18 protein-coding genes and 1 pseudogene are annotated in these 20,119 nt (G+C 71.8%); 11 read left to right on the top strand and 8 right to left on the bottom strand.

Translation table 11 applies throughout. The features are described 5' to 3' along the window. Window positions 1-246: 246 nt before the first annotated feature. Window positions 247-1,497: a PrsW family intramembrane metalloprotease gene (locus ACFWOG_RS25935; RefSeq protein ID WP_380361166.1), complete on the bottom strand. Its 1,251-nt coding sequence runs from the start codon at window positions 1,495-1,497 to the stop codon at window positions 247-249. Further along, on the bottom strand, window positions 1,494-2,090 hold the full coding sequence (locus ACFWOG_RS25940) for a hypothetical protein (protein ID WP_380361167.1): 597 nt from the start codon (window positions 2,088-2,090) through the stop codon (window positions 1,494-1,496). The genes ACFWOG_RS25935 and ACFWOG_RS25940 overlap by 4 nt, the downstream gene beginning before the upstream one ends. 381 nt (window positions 2,091-2,471) lie before the next feature. Between ACFWOG_RS25940 and ACFWOG_RS25945 the strand changes: the two genes are divergently transcribed. After that, entirely contained in the window at window positions 2,472-2,924 is a 453-nt protein-coding gene (locus tag ACFWOG_RS25945; RefSeq protein ID WP_380361168.1) for a cupin domain-containing protein, read from the top strand. A 255-nt stretch (window positions 2,925-3,179) separates the two neighbouring features. Here the strand turns inward: ACFWOG_RS25945 and ACFWOG_RS25950 are convergent, their stop codons facing one another. Together ACFWOG_RS25950 and ACFWOG_RS25955 are read right to left on the bottom strand one after the other, a co-directional pair. Beyond that, a complete protein-coding gene (locus tag ACFWOG_RS25950) occupies window positions 3,180-4,052 on the bottom strand; it encodes a DUF1206 domain-containing protein (protein WP_380361169.1) in 873 nt (290 codons plus the stop codon). Window positions 4,053-4,405: 353 nt separating this feature from the next. Beyond that, complete coding sequence (locus tag ACFWOG_RS25955; protein WP_380361170.1) at window positions 4,406-4,627, bottom strand: hypothetical protein; 222 nt, start codon at window positions 4,625-4,627, stop codon at window positions 4,406-4,408. Between the two features lie 704 nt (window positions 4,628-5,331). Here ACFWOG_RS25955 and ACFWOG_RS25960 point away from each other — a divergent pair. The 4 genes from ACFWOG_RS25960 (at window position 5,332) to ACFWOG_RS25975 (ending at window position 10,261) form a co-directional block, all read left to right on the top strand. After that, window positions 5,332-5,772 (top strand): SRPBCC family protein, encoded by a 441-nt coding sequence (locus ACFWOG_RS25960; protein ID WP_380361171.1) that lies wholly within the window; start codon window positions 5,332-5,334, stop codon window positions 5,770-5,772. 115 nt (window positions 5,773-5,887) lie between these two features. After that, window positions 5,888-6,511, top strand: a complete 624-nt coding sequence (locus ACFWOG_RS25965) for an ABC transporter permease (protein WP_380361172.1) — start codon at window positions 5,888-5,890, stop codon at window positions 6,509-6,511. 435 nt (window positions 6,512-6,946) lie between these two features. Then, a complete protein-coding gene (locus ACFWOG_RS25970; protein ID WP_380361173.1) occupies window positions 6,947-9,811 on the top strand; it encodes an ATP-binding protein in 2,865 nt (954 codons plus the stop codon). A gap of 249 nt (window positions 9,812-10,060) precedes the next feature. Further along, the gene (locus ACFWOG_RS25975; RefSeq protein WP_380361174.1) at window positions 10,061-10,261 is read left to right on the top strand and encodes a hypothetical protein; all 201 of its coding nucleotides are present in this window, start codon (window positions 10,061-10,063) and stop codon (window positions 10,259-10,261) included. Window positions 10,262-10,294: 33 nt separating this feature from the next. On the opposite strand, the pseudogene ACFWOG_RS25980 reads toward ACFWOG_RS25975, so the two are convergent. Further along, a pseudogene (locus ACFWOG_RS25980) lies at window positions 10,295-10,742 on the bottom strand (transposase); the annotation flags it as partial. 124 nt (window positions 10,743-10,866) lie between these two features. On the opposite strand from ACFWOG_RS25980, the gene ACFWOG_RS25985 reads away from it, so the two are divergent. Then, window positions 10,867-11,358 (top strand): hypothetical protein, encoded by a 492-nt coding sequence (locus ACFWOG_RS25985; protein WP_380361175.1) that lies wholly within the window; start codon window positions 10,867-10,869, stop codon window positions 11,356-11,358. A gap of 658 nt (window positions 11,359-12,016) precedes the next feature. Here the strand turns inward: ACFWOG_RS25985 and ACFWOG_RS25990 are convergent. The 3 genes from ACFWOG_RS25990 to ispG form a co-directional block, all read right to left on the bottom strand. Next, window positions 12,017-13,114: a hypothetical protein gene (locus ACFWOG_RS25990; protein ID WP_380361176.1), complete on the bottom strand. Its 1,098-nt coding sequence runs from the start codon at window positions 13,112-13,114 to the stop codon at window positions 12,017-12,019. 135 nt (window positions 13,115-13,249) lie between these two features. Next, complete coding sequence (locus ACFWOG_RS25995; protein WP_380361177.1) at window positions 13,250-14,326, bottom strand: polyprenyl synthetase family protein; 1,077 nt, start codon at window positions 14,324-14,326, stop codon at window positions 13,250-13,252. Further along, complete coding sequence (gene ispG, locus ACFWOG_RS26000) at window positions 14,323-15,462, bottom strand: flavodoxin-dependent (E)-4-hydroxy-3-methylbut-2-enyl-diphosphate synthase (RefSeq protein WP_380361178.1); 1,140 nt, start codon at window positions 15,460-15,462, stop codon at window positions 14,323-14,325. The genes ACFWOG_RS25995 and ispG overlap by 4 nt, the downstream gene beginning before the upstream one ends. A gap of 412 nt (window positions 15,463-15,874) precedes the next feature. Between ispG and ACFWOG_RS26005 the strand changes: the two genes are divergently transcribed. From ACFWOG_RS26005 to ACFWOG_RS26025, 5 genes are all read left to right on the top strand, one after another. Beyond that, window positions 15,875-16,207, top strand: coding sequence for a hypothetical protein (locus tag ACFWOG_RS26005; RefSeq protein WP_380361179.1), 333 nt, complete (start codon window positions 15,875-15,877; stop codon window positions 16,205-16,207). Between the two features lie 2 nt (window positions 16,208-16,209). Continuing rightward, window positions 16,210-16,524, top strand: a complete 315-nt coding sequence (locus ACFWOG_RS26010) for a polyhydroxyalkanoate synthesis regulator DNA-binding domain-containing protein (RefSeq protein WP_380361184.1) — start codon at window positions 16,210-16,212, stop codon at window positions 16,522-16,524. 127 nt (window positions 16,525-16,651) lie between these two features. Next, on the top strand, window positions 16,652-18,154 hold the full coding sequence (locus ACFWOG_RS26015) for an ABC1 kinase family protein (RefSeq protein ID WP_380361180.1): 1,503 nt from the start codon (window positions 16,652-16,654) through the stop codon (window positions 18,152-18,154). Window positions 18,155-18,453: 299 nt separating this feature from the next. Next, window positions 18,454-19,503, top strand: a complete 1,050-nt coding sequence (locus ACFWOG_RS26020; RefSeq protein ID WP_380361181.1) for an SGNH/GDSL hydrolase family protein — start codon at window positions 18,454-18,456, stop codon at window positions 19,501-19,503. Window positions 19,504-19,570: 67 nt separating this feature from the next. Then, window positions 19,571-19,762, top strand: coding sequence for a hypothetical protein (locus ACFWOG_RS26025; RefSeq protein ID WP_380361182.1), 192 nt, complete (start codon window positions 19,571-19,573; stop codon window positions 19,760-19,762). Window positions 19,763-20,119: the final 357 nt, after the last annotated feature.

The following is a 20,119-nucleotide window of genomic DNA, read 5'->3' on the forward strand; positions in this document are numbered from 1 at the left end:
TTTTCCACGGGCCTGCAATACCCGTCCAGATTTTTTACCTAAAAAAAAAAATTTTGGAAACCGCTCCCGGGGGGGGGGGGGCGCGGGGGCGGGGGCCTTTTGCCCCCCCCCGCCGCTCGGCCGTCTCGGTGTGCTGTGTCCTCAACAGCCGCACGGTTCTGTGGCCTGAGGATGCGCAGTGACGGCGTGACTGTCGGTCGCCCCGTTGCCGCCCCTGGCCGGGGCGGCGGGGCCGGCGCTGGGGGACTACCCGGCGTTCGGGGCCGCGGCTGCCCCTGTCGTGGCGGGTGTGCGGGTGGTGGCGGCGAGGTCGGCGCGCAGGGCGGTGACGTCCTGGGCGGCGCGGGCGGCGGGGAGGCCGGTGCCGTTCTCCTCGCAGACGCGGATCAGGTGCAGCTGGGCGCGCTGGAGCCGGTGGAGGGTGCGGGCGGCCTTGCGGCCGTGGGTCCTCTTCATGTGCGTGCGCAGGTGGCGGCGTGCGTGCAGGGATCCGAGGGCGTCGCGTTCCTCGGGGGTCATGAGGTCGTCGTCGAGGTAGTGGTCGGCGACGGCGCGGATCTGGGTGCCCTCCTCCCGTCCGGCGAGCTTCCACAGCAGGTAGCCGACGGCGAGGATCGGCAGGCCCTTGACCAGCGAGAGGACGACCATGCCGCCCCCGCCCCCGCCCCCGATGTCCTGCAGCCAGGGGGAATTCCAGAAGAAGTGCATGGACCAGGCCAGGGCGAACGCGCCGACGGCGACGGCGGTGCGCCGGATCAGGGGTTCGTGGCGGCGGGTGACGAAGTATCCGATGCCGAAGGCGGCGACCGAGGTGTAGAGGGCGTGGCTCCAGATGCCGGTGATCACACCGCGTACCAGGAACATCAGTCCGACCGGGGCGATCTGGTTGGCGTAGGGGAACTGGATCGCGGTGTTGACCGAGTAGAGGAGGTCCTCCACGATCTGGAAGCCTAGGCCGATCATCGCGCCGACGACCACGACGGACAGGATCGTGCGGAACTGGGTCCGGGCGATCATGATCAGTACGACGACGCCGAGCAGCTTGAGGAGTTCCTCGTTGATCGGCCCGGCCAGCGCTGGGCCCCACTCGGCGGTGAACTGCGGGCCGAAGAGCTTGGCGGACAGCGACTGGACGGCCGAGTTGACCGGGAGTGCCAGGTAGCAGGCCGCGAAGCCGCCCCAGCCGAAGGCCATGGCGAAGCCCAGCGGAGGGTGCTGCTCGAAGAGGTCGAGCGAGCGGAAGAAGAGCAGGAACGGGACCGCGTACAGCGTCCAGAGCAGGGTGGCGAACACCACGGCCGCCGGCACGATGCGGAATCCGAGGGTGAAGTTGGACACCATCGAGAAGACGCCGTTGGCGAGGAAGAACACGTAGAGCCAGAAGGCGGCGCGGCGGGGCTGGAAGAACCCGTCCACGCCGATCGGGGCGCGTTCGTCGACCAGGGCCGCGGCGCTCAGTCGGCGGTGCGGGGTGAACGGCTGGTGCAGTGTGCTCATGCCCGGTCCCCTGTCGTGACGCTGTCGACCATCTGCTGGAACTCGCCCGCCGCGGCGGGCAGTGTGCCGGATGCGCTCTGCCCGTTGAGGGTGACCACGGTCTTCGCTCCGGGGTCGTAGGCGATCCACATGGTGCCCTCGATGCCGGAGGTGAAGTAGGAGAACTTCACACCGGTCAGGCCGTTGCCGGTGTGGAAGGACTGGTCGTTGCCGTACAGGTGGACCTTTCCGTCGGCTCGGAGGATCTTCTTCTCCCTGGCGGTCTGTTCCTCCAGGGTGCCCATCCACTCCGCCGTCGAGACGACGAACGCACTGGACTTGCCGGTCACCACCGCACGCTGCCCCGGGGTGGTCTCCGCGCGCTCCAGCGACCAGCCGCTCGCCGGAACGAAGGAGACGTGATCGGACACGGTGACCACCGTGCCGGGCCGCACCTCCTCCTTGCCGGAGGTGTGCTCGTCCCAGATCGTCCAGAACCCCACGTAGGCGAACACGAGGGCCAGCACCAAGAGGGAACCGCCCAGCGTCCTGTACCGCTCCCGCCGGGGTATCGCCGGCAACACCGCCGGCACCGGCGGTTGACCGATGTCCATGAAGATTCCTCCTGTAAAACCTCAAATGAGCGCAAAGACTGAAAAGAATACTCGAAATGACCAAAGCGGTCATACCGCTTCGATCTCGCGCCCGCAGGTGTGGATCCCGACGGAGCGCGGCGTACCGGGCGTCGACGGCGCAATCGTTGCCGTCGAGGATCGGGCCGGTCCGGGCCGAACCGGTTCTCGGAGCGGCGTCAACCTCGCGCCGGTTGATCGGCCACTGACGGACCGGCTCGGTGTGCGGCGGCCCCGCTCTCGGGAGTGGATCTCGGCGGCGGCCCGTTCGGCGCTCGGCCGCTCCCTCGTTTCCTGCCCGGGGCGACTTCGGCCGGTACGGCCGGACCCCGAAGTGCAGCAGCTACCTGCAGGGAGACCACCGTGACCACGGCGACCGTCCGGACCGTCGAGTCCGAGTGCCACGCCCGCCGAGTGCAGGACCTGAAGGGCGACGTGCTGCGCCTGGTCGGGGAGGTCATCGACGACGTCGGACACTGGCACCTGAACAAGTCCGACATCCTGCACTTCCACCATCACGGCGAACCGGTCACCTACCACCTGCTCCATCCGGACGGCCGCCACACCACCGCCGTCCTCGGCCAGGACCCCGGCCAGGGGCAACTCCTCACCCTCGCCGTGCCGGGAGGCGTGTGGAAGGCCTCCCACCTCACCGCCGGGGACCATGCCCTGATCAGCGAGGCGGTCGTGCCCGGGTTCGACTACGCCGACATGACCCTCGGCCGGGCCCATGACCTCATGACCCGCTTCCCCGGCCATGCCGAACTCGTCCACCGCTACTGCCGACCGGACCGAACCAGCCCTCCTCCCCGCTGACCTGGTCTCCGCGATTCCGGCGAACACGGCCGGGTACCGGCTTCGGCCTCGGCCGTCCGTCCGGCCGGACGGCCGGCTCGCGGAACCACTCCTACGACATGATCGCGGGACCCGTAGCAGGGGAAGTGCCTTGTCTCCTGCGTCCGACGGTCCCCGACACCGTGACCGGGGGCTCCTTCGGGTCGGTACTGCTCACGGCTCCGGGTGTGGACCGGGCGCCTGGGGCCGGTCGGCTGCTTGGCCGGGTGCCTGCGGTCAAGACGCGGGCGGGTCTGGGTGTTCGGAGGTCTTGCGCCAGCGGGCTTCGCAGAACGAGTAGAGGCCGAACAGTACGAGGCCGACCGCTGCGGCGATGAGGAGCACGGGTCCGGCGGGTGTGTCGGCGAACGAGCGCAGTGTCTCGTCGAGGCCTTTGGCACGGTTGGGGTCGAACTTCACCGCGGCGAGCAGGATGAACAGGCCGGCGACCGCTGCGACGGCGCCACAGGCGACGCCGCCGATGATGCCCAGTGTTGCGACGATCCGGCGTGTTCGTTCGCTCATCCTGTTCGTCTGGAGGTTCTTCTCGAATGCGCGCATCGCGGCGCGCACGGCCATCACTGTGCCGACGATGATCAGGACGGCTCCGACCGCGCCGACGAGTAGCCGGCCGCCGGGCCAGCCCAGCACCTTGGAGGTGTATTCCTTGGAGGTCTGGTTGCTGGAGCGGCTTCCGGAGGACCCGCCCACCAGGACGGTCTGCACCACGGCGATGGAGATCACGGCGTAGAACACCGCCAACCCCAGGAAGCCCAGGCGCACCGTCCACTTGCCCCTGTCCGATCCTGCCGGTCCGAACGCGGCCTCGGACAGCCGCCACAGCGCCATCGCCGCCAGCCCCACCACCAGCGCCCACAGCAGGACGCGACCGAACGGCTGCTCGCCGATGGTCCCCACCGCGCCGGACCGTTCGGCCTGCTGGCCGCTGTTGTCGCCGAAGCCGATCTGTATGGCCAGGGCCCCCACCAGCACGTAGATCACGCCTCGGGCGCAGAGTCCGATCCTGGCCGTGATGTCCATGGCGTGGCTGTCGGCGAGGCGCTGTCCTTGGGATTTGGCCCGTGCGGCAGAACCGTTTCCTGTGGCCATGGATGTGCGCCTTTCCCGTGTCGGGCCGAACGATGCACCCCGTACGGCCGGGACGGCCCGGCGCCCTCGGGCCGATTCGAGTCTGCGGTGGGGCGCAGTGATCAGTGTGTGAAGGCGTCCTTGATCTTCGCTCCCGCCTGCTTGGTGTTGCCCTTGATCTGGTCGCTGCGGCCCTCGGCCTGCCGACGCCGACTGCCGGTGACGCGGCCCACGGTCTTCTGGCGCCACCGTTGACCGCTTCTGTCCTCTGCGCGATCTTCTTGCTGATACTTATGGCTCGCCGCGCTTCGGGAGCCAACTGCCGGGGCGCGCTCGCGAGGGCATGGGCGCGGTGGCCGGTCAGCGGTCCGCGGTCAGCGGTCCGCGCGTGGTGGTGTCTCCGGGCCTCCGGGGTCGGAGCGGTGCCCGAAGGGGTGCGACCGGTTTCGGTGGGCGACGGTGGAGCCGGTGACGTGGTAGCCGAACACCTCGAACCCGCCGGTGAGCGCGTGTCCGCTGCCGGTGTTGGTGAGGACACCGGCCACGCCGACGACGACCGCGGCGACCAGGATGACGAGCCCAATGATGACGATCATGGCGCGCTCCGGAGATATGCACTGGTACCCCCACGGTAGAACCGCACCGTGCGGGAGGCCAGCCTGACCGGGACGGCTCCTGGTCCGCCCGGCCTGTGCCCGGCTGAAATGGGCCATGAGCACTGTGTGGGCCTCCTGGGCGCAACAGCCGGGCGGCGAAGGTCGAGGAGCACGGCGCCCAGTCTGGCGGTAGCCCACAGCACAAGGTAGGACTTTGCGATACCTGAGGAGGCGGGTCTTCGCGCTTGCGTAGACCCGAGCCGCTTCTCAGATGGTGGCCCGCCCGGCCCACGCTCCGTCTGACGCCGGCGTCCTGGCCGGGTGGACAGGAGCGGACAGAATCGGACAGCCATCTCCGCTGCCGGGCATGGAAAGTGGACACCGCCCGACGCGAGGCTGTGCGCCATGAACCTTCGACGCACGCAGGACCGGAACTCCCGCTCGGGGACCGCACGCGAGGCCCTGGCTGCGGCGCAGTTCACCGCGATGCTCGCCACTTCGCTCGTGAACGTCGCTCTGCCGCAGATCCATACCGGTGCCGGACTGTCGGACCGAGGACCAGGTGGGAGGTCAACGCCCACGGTCCGGCAGCCGGGCGGCCGGCCCGCTTGACCGCCGCGGAGGCGCCCCACCACCGCTCACCGGCCACCTGATCCAGAACCCCGGCCCACCCGAACCGCCCCGAGAACCGACAAGGACACCCCATGCAAGCCGTCGACACCACCGCCCCTGTCGTCGTCAGCCTGACGAGGACGATCGAAGCCTCCCTCGACACCGTCTGGTCTCTGCACACCGACATCGACAACTGGCCGGACTGGAACGCCGACATCGACCGGGCCCGGCTCGGCGGCCCGCCCTCGGCCGGCGACAGCTTCACCTGGCTCACCCACGGGATGAACATCACCTCCACCATCCGCGAACTCGTCCCCGGCCGGCGGATCGTCTGGGACGGAATCGTCGAGGGCATCGTCGGCATCCATGTGTGGACCTTCGAACAGACCGGCGCCGGTGTCGTCGTCCGCACCGAGGAGTCCTGGAGCGGTGACCCCGTCGACAGCGCGGTCGAGGAACTCGCCACAGCCCTGAGGACCTCGCTGGAGACCTGGCTCGACCACCTCAAGGCACGCGCCGAACAGCCCGCCTGACACCGCACCACGCCGCGCCACTCCACGCCGGGCACGGTGACGACCGGCGAAACCCGGCCCGCCGTCCCTCTTCGACCCGCGCACGCAGCCGCGAAGCACTCCGGAGGCCTCCACGATGTCCAGCTACACCACCCTCTCGCCGCCCACGGCCCAGGCCCGTCCGACCTCTGGCCCGCGCGACGTCGACAACCGTGCGTCCTACGTCAGCTTCGGCCTCGCCTACCTGCTCGGCCACGGCACCGCCGCAGCTTCCGAGGGGGAGGACCCCTGGCTGGACCTGCCCGGTTGGTTGCCCGTGATGCTTCTCGGAAGCGGGCTCGCGGTCGGCGTCGTCTTCGCCACCGCCGCGGCCGTACGGGCCCAGCGCGGAGCCCCGGCGCCGGACGTCCTCGCCGGCAGACTGCTCGGCGCTGCCTGGATCGCGGCCTTCACCGCCCTGGCCCTCGCCGTCACCGGCCTCACATCCGTGCTCGACGCGCCGGAGCTCCCGGCCGTCCTCTGGCCCACCGGCTCCGGATTCGTCGTCGGCCTGCTCTACCTCGCCGAGGGCGCGGTACGCCGCAACGTGCTGCACTACGCCCTCGGCGTCTGGCTCGCTCTGGTCTCCACTGCGGCGCTCTTGCTCCACACCCCCGGGCTCTACTGGGTCCTCACCCTTGCGGGAGGTGGCGCCTACGCCTTCGCCGCGGTCCTCGAACACCGCCGGCTCGCCTCTCTCGAGGGCTCCGCCCTCGGCTGAGCGGAGCGGGCAGGGGCTGACCCGCCCCTCGCTCGTGCACGGCCCCGCCGTGGACAACCGGAGCCCCGGTTGCGCATCCCGGTCCCGGTCCCGGTCGTCGGCGGTCCGGGGAACGGCAGCGGCCGGTGTCGCCCGCGGCCGGTCCGCCCCGATCCGGCAGCCGTTCCACGCGTGGCGCACGCCAGCCGTGCCCGGTGCGGCGGATGCCCGGCATGCGCGGGTGGGTTGCCACCGTCACCCCCGGCGAGGGTGGGAATGTCGCGGCTGTCGGCGGTCGTCGTGGTCCCCGCCACGGGCTGTCGAACCCATACGTTCGGGCCGGCCTGCCTGTCGAGGCCCGCCCGGCCGCCACCGCATAGGCTGGTCGTACGGCAGACGGTTGCATCGCCCGGCTCCGGCCCCTCCGGCACGGGCAGCGGCGGATCGGAGCGTGTGGTGGCTTCACGGGGCGCGGAACCGGAACCCGTACAGAGCGGAGCCCGGGCGGGTGATCTGCCCTTCGTCGGACGGGACCGCGAGTTCCGGGCGCTGCTCGGAGCACTGTCGGCGCCGCCGACGGTCGTCCTCGTCGAGGGCGAGGCCGGGATCGGCAAGTCGCGGTTGGTCACCGAGGCGTCCGCGGCCCTCCGGGCGGACGGTGTCACCGTCGTCACCGGCGCGTGCCACCCGCTGCGCGAGCCCCTGCCCTACGGGCCGGTCGTGGATGCCCTGGGCGCGCTCGGCCCGCAGCTCCCCGCGAACGCTGCCATCGACCCTGCGGTGGGCGTGCTCGGACCGCTGCTGCCGGGCCTGGCCGGGCGGCTCCCGCCGACGCCGGTGGAGGTCCCCGGACCGTCGGGGCAGCGCCACCTGGTGGCCGGAGCGGTGCGGGCCCTGCTGGCGGCGGTCGCTCCGGTGGTGCTGGTGGTCGAGGACGTGCACTGGGCGGACGAGGCCACGCAGGAGCTGCTGGTCCTGCTGGCGAGCGGGCTGCCGGCGGACACGGCACTGGTGCTCACCTACCGTGGTGAGGACCTTCCGTCGGGCGCGCCGGTCCTGGGGTCGGCGCTGCGGCGTCAACCGGGCACCGCCGGCGCCGAGCTCAGCCTGTTGCCCCTGGGGCGGGAAGCCATGGGGACGCTCGCCCGCTCCGTCCTCGGCCAGGGCGCCACCGCGTCCGTCGTGCACCTCCTGGCCGAACGCAGCGAGGGACTGCCGCTCGTCCTGGAGGAGGACCTGATCACTCTCGCCGGCCGTGATCCGGCCGCGGGCGCCGACGGAGAGACGGAGCTGCGGGTGCCCCGGAGCCTGCGCGAGCTGCTCGCCGCGCGGATCGGCCTGCTCGGGCCGGACGCGACGGCCCTGGTCCGGGGGGCCGCGGTGCTCGCAGTCCCGGGGGGAGCAGGCGTCCTCGGAGCCATCGCGGGTCTGGACGAGGAACGGGCGCACGAGGCACTGCTGGCGGCGCTGGACGCCGCTGTCCTGCGTGAACGAGGGCCGGACGCCTACGGGTTCGGGCACGCGCTGGCCCGGCAGGCGGTGTACGACATGCTCCCGGGGCCGGTGCGCATCCGTGCCCACCGGCGGGTCCTGGCGGTGCTGCGCGAGCAGGACCCGCCGCCGCTCGTCCAGATCGCGCACCACACCCGCGCGCTCGGGGACGACACCTGGATCACCGAGGCCCGCGCGGCGGCGGACCAGGCGGCCGAGGTCGGCGACATCGGCACCGCGGTGACGCTGCTGCGGCAGGTCCTCGACCAGCCGGGGCTCGCCACCGAGCGGCTCGGGGAGACCGCACTGGCGCTCGCGGGCACCGTGCAGTTCAGCATCGACGCACCGGGGTCGGTGAGCACCCTGCGCCGGATCCTCGCCACCCCGGGCCTGCCGTCGGCCGTGGGCGGCGAGATCAGGTCGCACCTTGCCAACGTGCTGCTCAACCAGGCCGGTGACCCGGTCGGCCGGGACGAGATGGAGAAGGCGGCGCTCGAACTGGAGGAGGTCAATCCCGCGCTCGCGGCCAGGAACATGTCCGTGCTGGCGGTCTCCGACACCGGCGCGGCCTCGGCGGAGGAGCGCACGGCCTGGATGGCGCGCGCTCTGCGCCTGCTGGAGCGGACGCCGGACCGGCTGGCCCACGCGGTCGTCCGCGCCAACCAGATCACCCTGCTGCTCGGCTCGGCGGACCCGCGCATCCCCTCCCTCCTCGCCGCGCTGCCGAGGGTCGACGACGACTCGCGGGTGCTGCGGGCCACCGCGATCGCCCTGTCGGGTGCCGCCGAGGCCGCCGTCTTCGTCGGGCTCGACCAGCGGGCGCCGACCTGGAACGAGGAGTCGCTCGCCATCAGCGAGCGCATCCACTTCACCGCGCTGGCGGCCTACGGCGAGTCGTACCGGCTCCTGCTCACCTGGACCGGCGGGCACTGGGAGCGTTGGGACGCGGAGCTGGCGGCCTACCGCGTCAGGTTCCGCGACAGCCCGCTGACCGACACCGGACTGCTGGGAACCGCCCAGGGCGTGATAGCAGCGGCCCGCGGACAGGCGTCACGGGCCGCTGCGCTCTTCGAACGTGTGGTGGCCCACGATCCGACGAGCAGCCTGGCCCTCGGCGCGGCCGCCGGGACGGCCCGGCTCCACCTCGCCCGGGGGGACGCCGGCGCGGCCCGGGCCTCGCTGGCCGGTGCCCTGGACAGCGTGCGTGCCAGGAGGTTGTGGCCCTTCGCCTTCGGAGTTCTGCCGGCGGCCGTCGAGGCCGCCCTGGCGGTCGGCGACCGGACCGGTGCCCGGACGCTGCTGGAGGAACACGCCGACGGCATCCGCGACGGGGAGTGCCCAGGAGCGGAGGCCGAGCAGGACCTGTGCCGCGGCCTGGTGCTCGCCGAGCACGATCCCGGTGCCGCGTTCGAGGCCTTCGACCGGGCCGGCGGTCGCTGGGAGGCCGTCGGCCGGCCGTACGAGGCGGCGCTCGCCGCGGAACGGGCGGCACTGGCCCTGGCCGCCGTGGACCCCTGGGACGGCCGGGCCCGGTTCGGCCGCGTGCTGGCTGCGTTCGACGCGCTCGGCGCGACCAGCGACGGCTCGCGCTGCCGCCGACGGCTGCGGACGCTCGGCCCCGTCCCCACCAACCCGCGGGGGCGCACGGGGTACGGGGACGAGCTGTCACCGCGCGAGCGCGAGGTGGCGGCGCTGCTCGCCGCAGGTGAGGGGAACCGCGACATCGCCGCCGCGCTGTTCGTCTCTCCGCGCACCGCCGAGCACCATGTCGCGGCAGTGTTGCGCAAGTTGAGGACGACCCGGGCCGCGCTGCGTGGCAAGGACACCTGAGGCCGCGCGTGTGGCGAGGGACGGGGTGGGCCGCGTTGTCGTCCGCGTCCGGTCCGGACGTACGGAGGCGGTGCGGCGGGGTGGGACGGACGTCGGCGATCCACTCGGTGGGTTTTGCACGGTTGTCGGACTGGTGGCGGGCCGGCTGCCTTCGGCGCGGCCCTGGGTGACGTAGCGGGAGAAGCGGCCGTCGATACTGCAACCGCAGCCTCCGGCGAAGGCGGGCAACGCAACAGGATCCTGCAGCTGATGCGCACTGCCCCCAGCCGGATTTGGCACGCCCGTGACCTGGCGAACGAGCGCGGTATCACCAGCTACGACAGCCCCTACGTGCAGCTTGGCCGCTGGACCCGCGAAGGCATCCTCGACGAGATGGCGAACGCCACCTACGCGCTCGCCGCCGACTGGCATCCGACCGGCCCCGGACACCCCGTCAAGGACACCTCTTGACCAACCGCACCCACCTCTAACTTCGTGGCGTTTCCGGTTGAAGAGCTTGCGCTGGCCGGCGGTGTGCCAGTCGCCGTGGTCGTGACGGCGGCACCTGTAGTGGGCCTTCGCGCCGGCGAGGCGGTGATGGCGGAGAAGACCCAGAGGCAGCCGGCGTGGTTGACGCGGTCGTTCTTCACCCAGCGGCTGGTGGTGCTGGACTTCCTGCCGGAGGCCCGGGTGACGGGGGATGCGCCGGCGTAGGCATGGAGGCCGCGGGCGTCGCCGAAGCGTTCTCGGTCGTCGCATATCTCGGCCGGGATCCGGGCACCGAGCCGGGTACCGAGGCCGGGGAAGCCGCAGATGATCTCGGCGTCCCAGTGCTGGGGGAACACCTCCTCGACGGCCTGGGCGAGGTCGTCCGCGGCGGTGCAGGCGGCCGTGAGTTAGCCCAGGAGGCGAGCATCTGCCGGCCGCGCGCGTCCTCGACCAGGGCGGGCTGGTTGGCCCAGTCCAGCCCCCGTGCGCTGCGGCACCGGCACGGTCTGCGGGCCTACTGCCCCAGTGTCACCCGGCAGGGTGCCCCGGGCTCGCCGCGAAGGCCAAGGCCGGACAGGCTCTGCGTCATGGCAGGAACACAGAACACCGGCCCCGCCCCGGCCGGGGCCGCGCAGCCTCCGAAGCAGTCCGGCGCGTCGGTGTGTGTCGACACCGCACTGATCGTGCTGGCCTCCCGCGTCCTCGACCACGGCAGACCGGCGGCGCTCAGCATCGTCGGGACCCGGGGCTGCGGAGACCTCCCGAACCGGCTGCGCGAAGCGGCCGGCGCCGACGGTCACCGCACCCACCCCCCGGCCACCCGGCCCGGGCACGCCGCAGGGCGTCCGGAGCGCGACGAACTCGCCACCACGATCGAACGGCTCCTGAGACCGGAGCACCGCGGACTGCTGCGGCAGCTGGACGCGGCTCTCGTACACGAGACCGTCCAGAACCTGCGCCGCGAGAACATGCGCTGGACGGGCGAACCACTCGGGACCGCGACCCGGCGTCTGTGGGAGCACCTCTACCTGTCCATCCCGCTGACCGCCATCGTCGCCACCGACAGCGCCCGGCCGTAGCCGGCTCGCTCTGCTCCTGCGTTCTCGTCCTCGGCGGTCGGCCCGGCCGGCGAGTCGTCCCGCCCGAACCCCCCACGGCGCGGAAGGCCGGCTGCCCGGCGTGGCGGGGCAAGCGCGGCCCGACCGGGGCGCGTCGTGCTGCACTCCGCGTCAGTGACACCTTCGTGCAGCACCGCAGCGGCACCTCCGTGCAGCACGACGACACGGTGCGGCAGTTTCGCGGGACAACGTGCCGTATCCCGGGGCAACATGGTGCAGCAGCGGGACGATACGGGGTGTGGCGCCACGTTGTCCCTGCCAGACCGGCATGTTGTCCGCAGCCGGGAGCGGGCCGTCCGTCATGGTGTCCCCGGGGTGCAGCACGTGGTCCCGCCCGGCCGTGCTGCACCCGTGCGGTCGGGGTGGACGATCCGCTCACCTGCGCGACCTCCCGAAGGACGGCGAGCGGATTGTCCACCTGCGGGTGCGGGGCCAACCGACGCAATCGCATGGCCTGTGTTGTTGTCCGTCCTCGTGGGATGCCGTTCCCGGCGACTGGAAGATCAATTCCCCGCGTCGGCCGGACCTGGTCACGGGCCTCCGCTGCGATCTCGAAGTCCTGCCGGGCAACTGGCATGGCTTTGGGCGGAGTTCGCCGTTCGGCGGTTCGGTTGGGTGGTCAGGTGTGCAGTTGCTGCCACCACCAGGCGATCGTGGGGCAGGGCAGGGGTTCGGTGCTGGGGTCGCTGGGGTGGTCGGTGAGGGTCAGGGGGATGGGGGTGGGGTTGGGCGGGGGGAGCTGGGTGCGGGAGGTCACGGCGGTGTAGCGGGGGGAGTGCGATCCCCAGTCGAGGTTGGAGCGGATCGCGTGGGCGAGGTCCGCGACGTAGGCCCTTGCGGGGGCGCTCAGTTTGGGATGTTCCTGCTCGCGCAGCTTCAGGAACAGTGTGGTCAGGCGGTCTCGCAGGGCCACGGCCTGGTGGACGGCCTGCTCGGGCGGGCAGTCGTTGAGCCGGGCGAGCAGCATCACGACGTTGAGGTGGGTCTTGTCGATGAGCAGCTCGCGATTGTAGGAGAGGAGGTCGTTGTCGAGGGCCATCATCAGGAAGGACGACTCCTGCAGTGCGCGCATGGCGGGGGAGTGCAGTTCGGCGTTGGGGATCTCCTCCCCGTTGGTGATCTCCGACCAGCACATGCTGGCGGCGCCGCCGGCGTTCAGCATCCGCTGGTGTACGAATTCGTCCAGGCTGGAGAGGGCGGGGTCGGCCATCCCCCACAGGATGGCGTGGAACCACTTGCGGTGGGCGTCGACGAACCGGGAGAGCTGGGTCTGGGTGGCGACGGCCTGGACCGAGTGCATGAGCGACTGCAGGGCGGCGACGGGGCCGGTCTGATCTGCCGCCGGTTCGGTGGTCGGGGACTCCATCACGCGGAGCAGGTGGCTGGTGAGGCCGATCGCCGAAGCGAGCTTGTCGGGGGTGACGGCGGTTTCCATGCGGACGTCGTCGACGTAGTAGATCCAGTGCAGCCATCGGGCGGTGAGCCCGACGCGGTCGGTGATCCCGTCGGGGTAGATGCGGGCCATCGCTTCTGCGTACTTCCGCGCGATGACCCAGGCTCGGTCGATGTCGCTGGTGTAGAGGCGGTAGCGGTCGAGCCAGGTCCGGGCGTCGCGGTCGATGCTGTCGTGCTCGGGGTGGAGGGCCGCGTCGATGGGGCAGTACAGCGGCGGCAGGTCGAGCATCCGGGGGGTGGTGGCGTCCGTGATGGTGTCCATGGCGTGCTCCGTCGTGGTGGGGGTGGTGTGGGGTGGGCTCGGGTGGGGCTCCGAGGGGGGGTGCCCCGAGGGTGTGTGCGGCGCGGTGGCGGTCTGGGTCGAGGGCGGGCCGGGCCGTGCACGGGCGCTCCTTCGTCAGGACGTGCGGGTGGCCACCGAGGTGGCGAGGCGGTGCAGCGCGGCGGTGGCGGCGGGCCGCAGGGCGGCGCCGTGCAGTGCCTGTCGGGCGGTGCGCAGCCGGGCGTCGATCATCTGTTCGACGGCGCCCGCGGCCCCGGTGGCGGTGAGTACCGCCCGCAGCGCGTCCGCCGCGGCCTGGTCGAGGGAGGGGTCGCCCAGGAGACTGGTCAGCGTGCGCAGCTGGGCGGGAGTCGCCCGGTTGAGGGCGGTGGAGACCAGGACGGTGTGCTTGCCCTCGCGCAGGTCGTCCAGGGTGGACTTGCCGGTCCGCTCCGGGTCGCCGTAGACGCCGAGGAGGTCGTCGCGCAGCTGGAACGCCTCACCGAGCGGGATCGCGTAGGCGGACAGGGAACGCAGCTGGGCGGGGTCGGCGTCGGCCGGGGCGGCGCCCAGCTGCAGGGGCCGCTCGATGGTGTACTTGGCGGTCTTGTAGCGGATGATGCGCCACGCCGTGGCGGCGTCCGCGGTGGGGTCCCCTGCCGCGGTCAGGTCCAGGTACTGGCCGACCAGGGTCTCGGTGCGCAGCGCGTTCAGCAGCCTCCAGACGCTGCGGAGGCGGGTGGAGGGGATGTCGTCGGCGTGGAGGAGCTCGTAGGACCAGCCGAGGGCGAGATCACCCAGCAGGATCGCGGTGTTCACCCCCAGGGCGTCCGCGCCGGGGCGGTGCCGGTGGTGGGCGGCGAGGGCGCGGTGGGCGGTGGGCCGGCCGCGGCGGGTGTCGGAGTTGTCCATGATGTCGTCGTGGATGAGGGCGAAGGCGTGGAACAGCTCCAGGGAGGCGGCCACGCGCAGGAGCGCGGGAGGCGGTGCCTGTTCGGTGATGGCGGTCCAGCCGGTGACGCACAGCAGGGGGCGGATGCGCTTGCCGCCGGCGGCGAGCATGGTCCGGAGCCGGCCGGTGAACAGGGCGATCTCCGGCAGCTCGGGGGCGCTGTGTTCTTGCTCGTCGAGAAAGGTCTCGAGCACGGCGTCGACGGCCGCCCGGATGCCGTCCGGGTCAAGCGGGGCGCAGGGCGCGGTCAGCGTGGTCACGGGGTGCCGCCCTGGGCGTTGGCGGGGCCGGTGAGGCTGAGGGCCTCTTCGAGGAGTGCGTCGACGATCTGCGCTTCGGGCACGGTCTTGACGACTTCGCCGCGGATGAAGATCTGGCCTTTGCCGTTGCCGCAGGAGACGCCGAGGTCGGCTTCGCGGGCCTCGCCGGGGCCGTTGACGACGCAGCCCATGACGGCGACGCGCAGGGGGTGGGGGAAGCCGTCGAACGCGGCCTGGACCCTGGCGGTGAGCCGGTAGACGTCGACCTGGGCGCGCCCGCAGGAGGGGCAGGAGACGATCTCCAGTTGGCGGGGCCGCAGGCCGAGGGACTGCAGGATCTGGATGCCGGCTTTGACCTCCTCGACGGGCGGTGCGGTCAGGGAGACGCGGATGGTGTCGCCGATGCCCTCGTCCAGCAGGATCGCGAAGGCGGTGGCGGACTTGATGGTGCCCTGCGGTGGCGGTCCGGCCTCCGTCACTCCCAGGTGGAGGGGGTAGTCGCACCGGGCGGCGAGCAGGCGGTAGGCGGCGATCATCGTCAGGGGGTCATGGTGCTTCACGCTGATCTTGAGGTCGGTGAAGCCGTGCTCCTCGAACAGCGCGCACTCCCACAGCGCGGACTGCGTCAGGGCCTCGGGGGTGGCTGCGCCGTGCCGGGCCAGTAGCCGCTGGTCGAGGGAGCCGGCGTTGACGCCGATGCGGATCGGTATCCCGGCGGCCGAGGCGGCGGCGGCGATTTCACGGACCTTGTCGTCGAACCTCATGATGTTGCCCGGGTTGACGCGCACCGCCGCGCAGCCGGCGTCGATCGCCTGAAACACGTACTTGGGCTGGAAGTGGATGTCGGCGATCACCGGGATCCGTGACTTCGCGGCGATCTGCGCGAGGGCGTCGGCATCGTCCTGGGAGGGTACGGCGACCCGGACGATGTCACAGCCGGCGGCGGTGAGCTCGGCGATCTGCCGCAGGGTGGCGTCGATGTCCGCGGTGGGGGTGGTGGTCATGGACTGGACGGTGACCGGCGCGCCACCGCCGACGAGGAGGTCACCGACCCGCACCTGACGGGTGGGACGCCGGCGCGCCGGGTCGGGTGCGGGCGGGGCAGCGGTGGGCTGGGGCAGGTGGACGGCGGTCATACCGTACTCCCGTCGAAGAGGTGGTCGTGTCGATCGGCTCCGTCGGCGTGCGGACGCGCGGCGGCGGGCCTCACACATGGCACCGGCCCCGCAGCAATTCGGGCCGATCCCGGCAAAGTCGCATGTGTACTAAGGATTACTTCGGCCACGAACCTGCGGAAGGGGGTGCGCGGCTACGGTGGAGGTGAATGTTCGTCGACGATGCACGCCTCCGGCGCATGGCTGGTTCGTGCACCTACAGAACGGTTACGCTCCGGCGCTCGGCCACCCGCGAGCGATTCTTGTGTGCTTCCGCGCGCCCCGCCCACCGGGCAATCGCAGACCCCTGAGCGGTGTGTGCGGGGAGAGCAGGGGAATCCCTTCGGCCAGAGCCGTCGTTCACGGCGGGACCGAGCCGAAGGAGCAACTTTCCATGGGTAGTCGCTGGCCGCGCCGCGGCATCATCAAATTCGCCGGTGCCGTCATGGACGGTCTCAGGGACGGCGCCTACGATCTCCTCGACTGCGCGGCACGCGTGGACGGCAAGTTCCGCGAGGCGGTCATCGATTTCCTGGACGACGAGGACGACGGGAAGGGCAGGGGCGTCGCCGGGGCCCGCGAGGCCACCGGGGACCAGGCGGCCCGGGCGGAGGAACTGCGCCGGGTGGGCGCGGAGCTGTCCGCGCTTCAGGAGAAGATCGGTCACCTGGTCGAGACGTCAGCACCTGCTCCGGCGCCGGACCGGTCCCCGACGGGACGTGCGTGACCATGCCTCCCGAGGAGGGTGCGGAGGCCGAGCGCCTCCTCGTCCGGATGGAGGGCGGGCGACTGCTTGACGCGCGCACGCGTCGCCCGGTCACTCTGGAGGCTCTGGCCGACGATGTGCGGCGCGGACGGTGCTTCCGGGTCAGGGACGGCGAGAGCGGAGTCGAGTACACCTACCAGGTCCTCGCCCAGGTGCTCCTCACCGCTCTTGCCCCGGTGCTGCCCGGGCATGACCGGCGATCCGGCCGACCACCGGGACCGGCGAGGCCCCTGCTGGATGTGACCGGTGACGGCTTCCCTCCCGACCGGGACCTGTAGACGGAACCTCACGGCGCGGCACCCCGCCGCGCCGGCGGCGCCGGTGACATTGCGGTGCCGGTGACATCGGCCCGTCCACCACGTGCGGGAATCCACCGGCGCCGGTGTGACTGTCCTTGGAGGCTGTGTGTCCGCTCGCGGTCGGTACGTGGCCGGTGTGCTGGGCCGCCTGCTCGTGGAGGAGGTACGCCGCTCCGGGCGCGCGGGCGGTGGTGCCGACGGGGGAGACGGGCTTGAGAGCGCGCGGGCGGTGCGGGAGGCGTTGCAGTCCCTCGGGCCGTTCTACATCAAGGTCGGGCAGATGCTCTCCACCCGCCCCGACTTCGTGCCCCCGGCGATGCTCGCGGAGTTCGAACAGCTCCACGACCAGGTCACCCCGGCGCCGTTCCACCTCTTCGAACCCGTCCTGGCCGAGGACTTCGGGCCGCGCTGGCCGCGCCTGTTCCGCGATATCGACACCGACGCACCGCTCGGCGCGGCGTCGCTGGCCCAGGTCTACCGAGCCGTCCTGGCCGACGGCACTTCGGCCGCGGTGAAGATTCAGCGCCCCGGCGTGGAGACGGTCATGGCCCAGGACATGGCCGTCCTACGCAAGATGGCCCGCGTGATCGCCCGCGCCGCCCCTCGGTTCACCACCGTCATCGACCTGCCGGCCATGCTCGGGGTGCTCTTCGACGCCATGGCGGGCGAGAGCGACTTCCGCAAGGAGGCCGCCAACATGCGCATCGCCCTGCGCCTGACCGAGGACATCGAACACCTGACCGTCCCTCTCGTCCTCCTCGATCCCACCCGGCGGGTCCTCGTGCAGTCCCTCGCCCCCGGCACCTCGGTCCGCGACGCCGACCCCGCCGCGTTCACCACCGACGAGCGCACCGGTATCGGACGGGACCTGATGGCGTTCATGTTCCAGGGGTTCTTCCTCGACCGCTACTTCCACGCCGACCCCCACCCCGGGAACGTCTTCGTCTCTCCCGGCCACCCCGCCCACCTGATCGACTGGGGCATGGTCGGCCGCGTCGAGGCGAACGCCAGCCGGAGCCTCGTCCTGGCCCTGCTCAACGTGGCCGCCAACGACGGTACCGGACTGGCGAAGACCTGGACCGAGATGGGGCACCCCACCCCCTGGGCCGACCTCGCGGGCTTCCGCACCGACATCGCGGCCCTCGTGCCGAAGGTCACCTCCGCCTCGCTGGAACACCTCAACTTCGGCGTCACCCTCACCGCCGTCCTCACCCACGCCACACGCCGCGGCATCCAGTCCAGCCCCGTCATCGCACTCCTCGGGAAGTCCTTCGCCAACCTCGAAGGATCCATCCGTCACCTCTGCCCCGAACTGTCCATCACCGACGTCTTCGCCGAGAACCTGCGCACCATCATGTTCGGCCTCGCCCGGGAGACCCTCTCCGAACAGCAGGCCGCCCGAACCGCACTCGAACTCATGATCGCCGCCCCCGGCGGCCTGCAACAGGGACGCGAAATCCTTCGCAACCTCGCGGGCAACGACCTCACCCTGCGCATCGCGACCAACGGGGCGAAACCCGGCCGCAACCAGACCTCGACCACCTCCCGGCACACCCGCGCGGCCCTGATCCTGGCCGCCGCCATCCTCTGGAACAACCGCAGACGATGACCCCGGGCGGTCCACTGTGAGTTCTGATCGTCATATCTGTCCCCGGAAGTGGCTGGTGGGCCGTCGACGGTGGCGACGGCCCACCGATGCCTACCCGCCCCGTCCCCGACACGGGCCGGACCGGCATGCGAACTATCCCCACAGGAGCACAGCGAGGAATCCGATTGGTCGGCCCGGCCGGTGGAAACGGCCAGGCCGTGCGGGAATGGGTGCTACGCATGCGGAACACTTCTCGTGCGCACCGCGTGCCGTCCGGAGCCGTGCCCCGGCCCGGCCTCGTCCCATGCCACGGAGGAACCGTGCGACACCCCTCAAGCCGTCTGCGCGCCCGAGCACCGATGGTGGGACTGTCCGTGCTGGCGGTGACCCTGCTGCTGCCCTCGGCCGCGGCCGAGGGCAGCAGCAGGGATCGCTACGAGTGGGCCGCCCTGGGCGACTCCTACACCGCCGGCCTCTTCATCGGGGACCCGCGGCCCGCACTGGGCAGCGCGTCACGGGACGGATGTGATCGGACCGCCCACGCCTACCCCGACCTCGTAGGGCGGGCGCTCGCCGCCCGCCCGCCGGACAGGCCCGTGAACCTGACCGACGTCAGCTGCGACAACGCCGCCATCGGCAACATCACCCGCGAGAGGCAGCAGCCGACCAGTCCGGTGCAGCCGCCCGCCGGGGACCCCGCCGGGTGGCCCGCGGTGGATCCGCAGATCCGGCGGGCCCGACTCGGAGACCGCACCGATGTCGTCACCGTCGGCATCGGCGCGATCAGCCTCCCGTTCGGCGAATGCCTGAACCTCGCCCTCGCGCACGTCTCCTGCGCGGCGTACTACACGAATCCACCGGAGGGCGTGGAGGGCCTCGACGCGAAACTCGCCAGGATCCGCGACGAGTACGGCCGGATGCTCGGCGCGATCCACCGAGCCGCCCCGCACGCCAGGGTCATCACGGTCGGCTACCCGGCCGTCCTGCCGGAGCGGGGCAGCGCCTGCGGCGGCGAACCCACGCAGCTCGGTCCGATCAGCCCCGCCGACATCGACTGGCTGCGCGAGGACGCGCTGAAGGTCATGAATACGATCATTCGAACGGAAGCGGCGAAACGCGGCGACACATACGTCGACCTCTACACCTCCAGCGTGGGCCATGACGTGTGCGCCCCCGAGGACACCCAGTGGATCGAGGGCATCTGCGGCGACGCCGAGCCCTTCTGGCCGACCGCGGTGCCCGGCGGCCTGCCGTTCGACTGCGCCGCCATCGGCAAACGCGCCACACTCCTCCACCCCAACGCCAGGGAACACGCCAACGCCGCGCCCCTGGTGGAACGCGCCGTTCGCGACGCCCTCCTCGATCGCTGACGGTCCCTCGCCCATCCGTCGGCGGGCGTCATCGGCAGGAGGGCCCGCGCGGCTGGCCTCGTTCGAGTTGGAACTCCGCACCACCGGCGGCGCAAGCCTGGATCGCGAGAACCTCGGCGCCGTCGTGCCGCCCGGCGGAATCACGGTCGACCCGGTGGCGAGCACCGTCCCGTGCGGCACCGGTGTCACCGCCGCCTTCACCACCACCAGGACGGGCCGGCCGACGGTCACCGCCACGATCACGGTGCCCGCCGTCTGACGCACCCCTCCGGTCGGGCCGTCCCACAGCCAGCGAGTGGCGAAGTCTCCGTGCCGGTAGACCACGGGCACCTGCTCGGCCGGCCACGGCAGTTCCTCGGCGACGCACCGCACCGGAGCACGCTGAGCGGCGTCCGGGTGGTCGGCGGCGCTGTCCATGCATGCCGCGGCCTCGATCTCCTCCGCAAGCGGATACGCCTGACGGCGTTACTAGCCCGATGGCATGGGAGTCAGTTCGGCACCAGGCCCGCCGTCATACCCTCGCCGTCCTGAAACTCGACCAGAATCCTGCTGTCGGTGAGGGGCCCGCCCTACCCCGCGTCGTAGAAGCGGGTGGGGCGGGCCCCCGGCCCGTTCT

The organism is Kitasatospora sp. NPDC058406 (assembly GCF_042722765.1).
Classification (GTDB): Bacteria; Actinomycetota; Actinomycetes; order Streptomycetales; family Streptomycetaceae; genus Kitasatospora.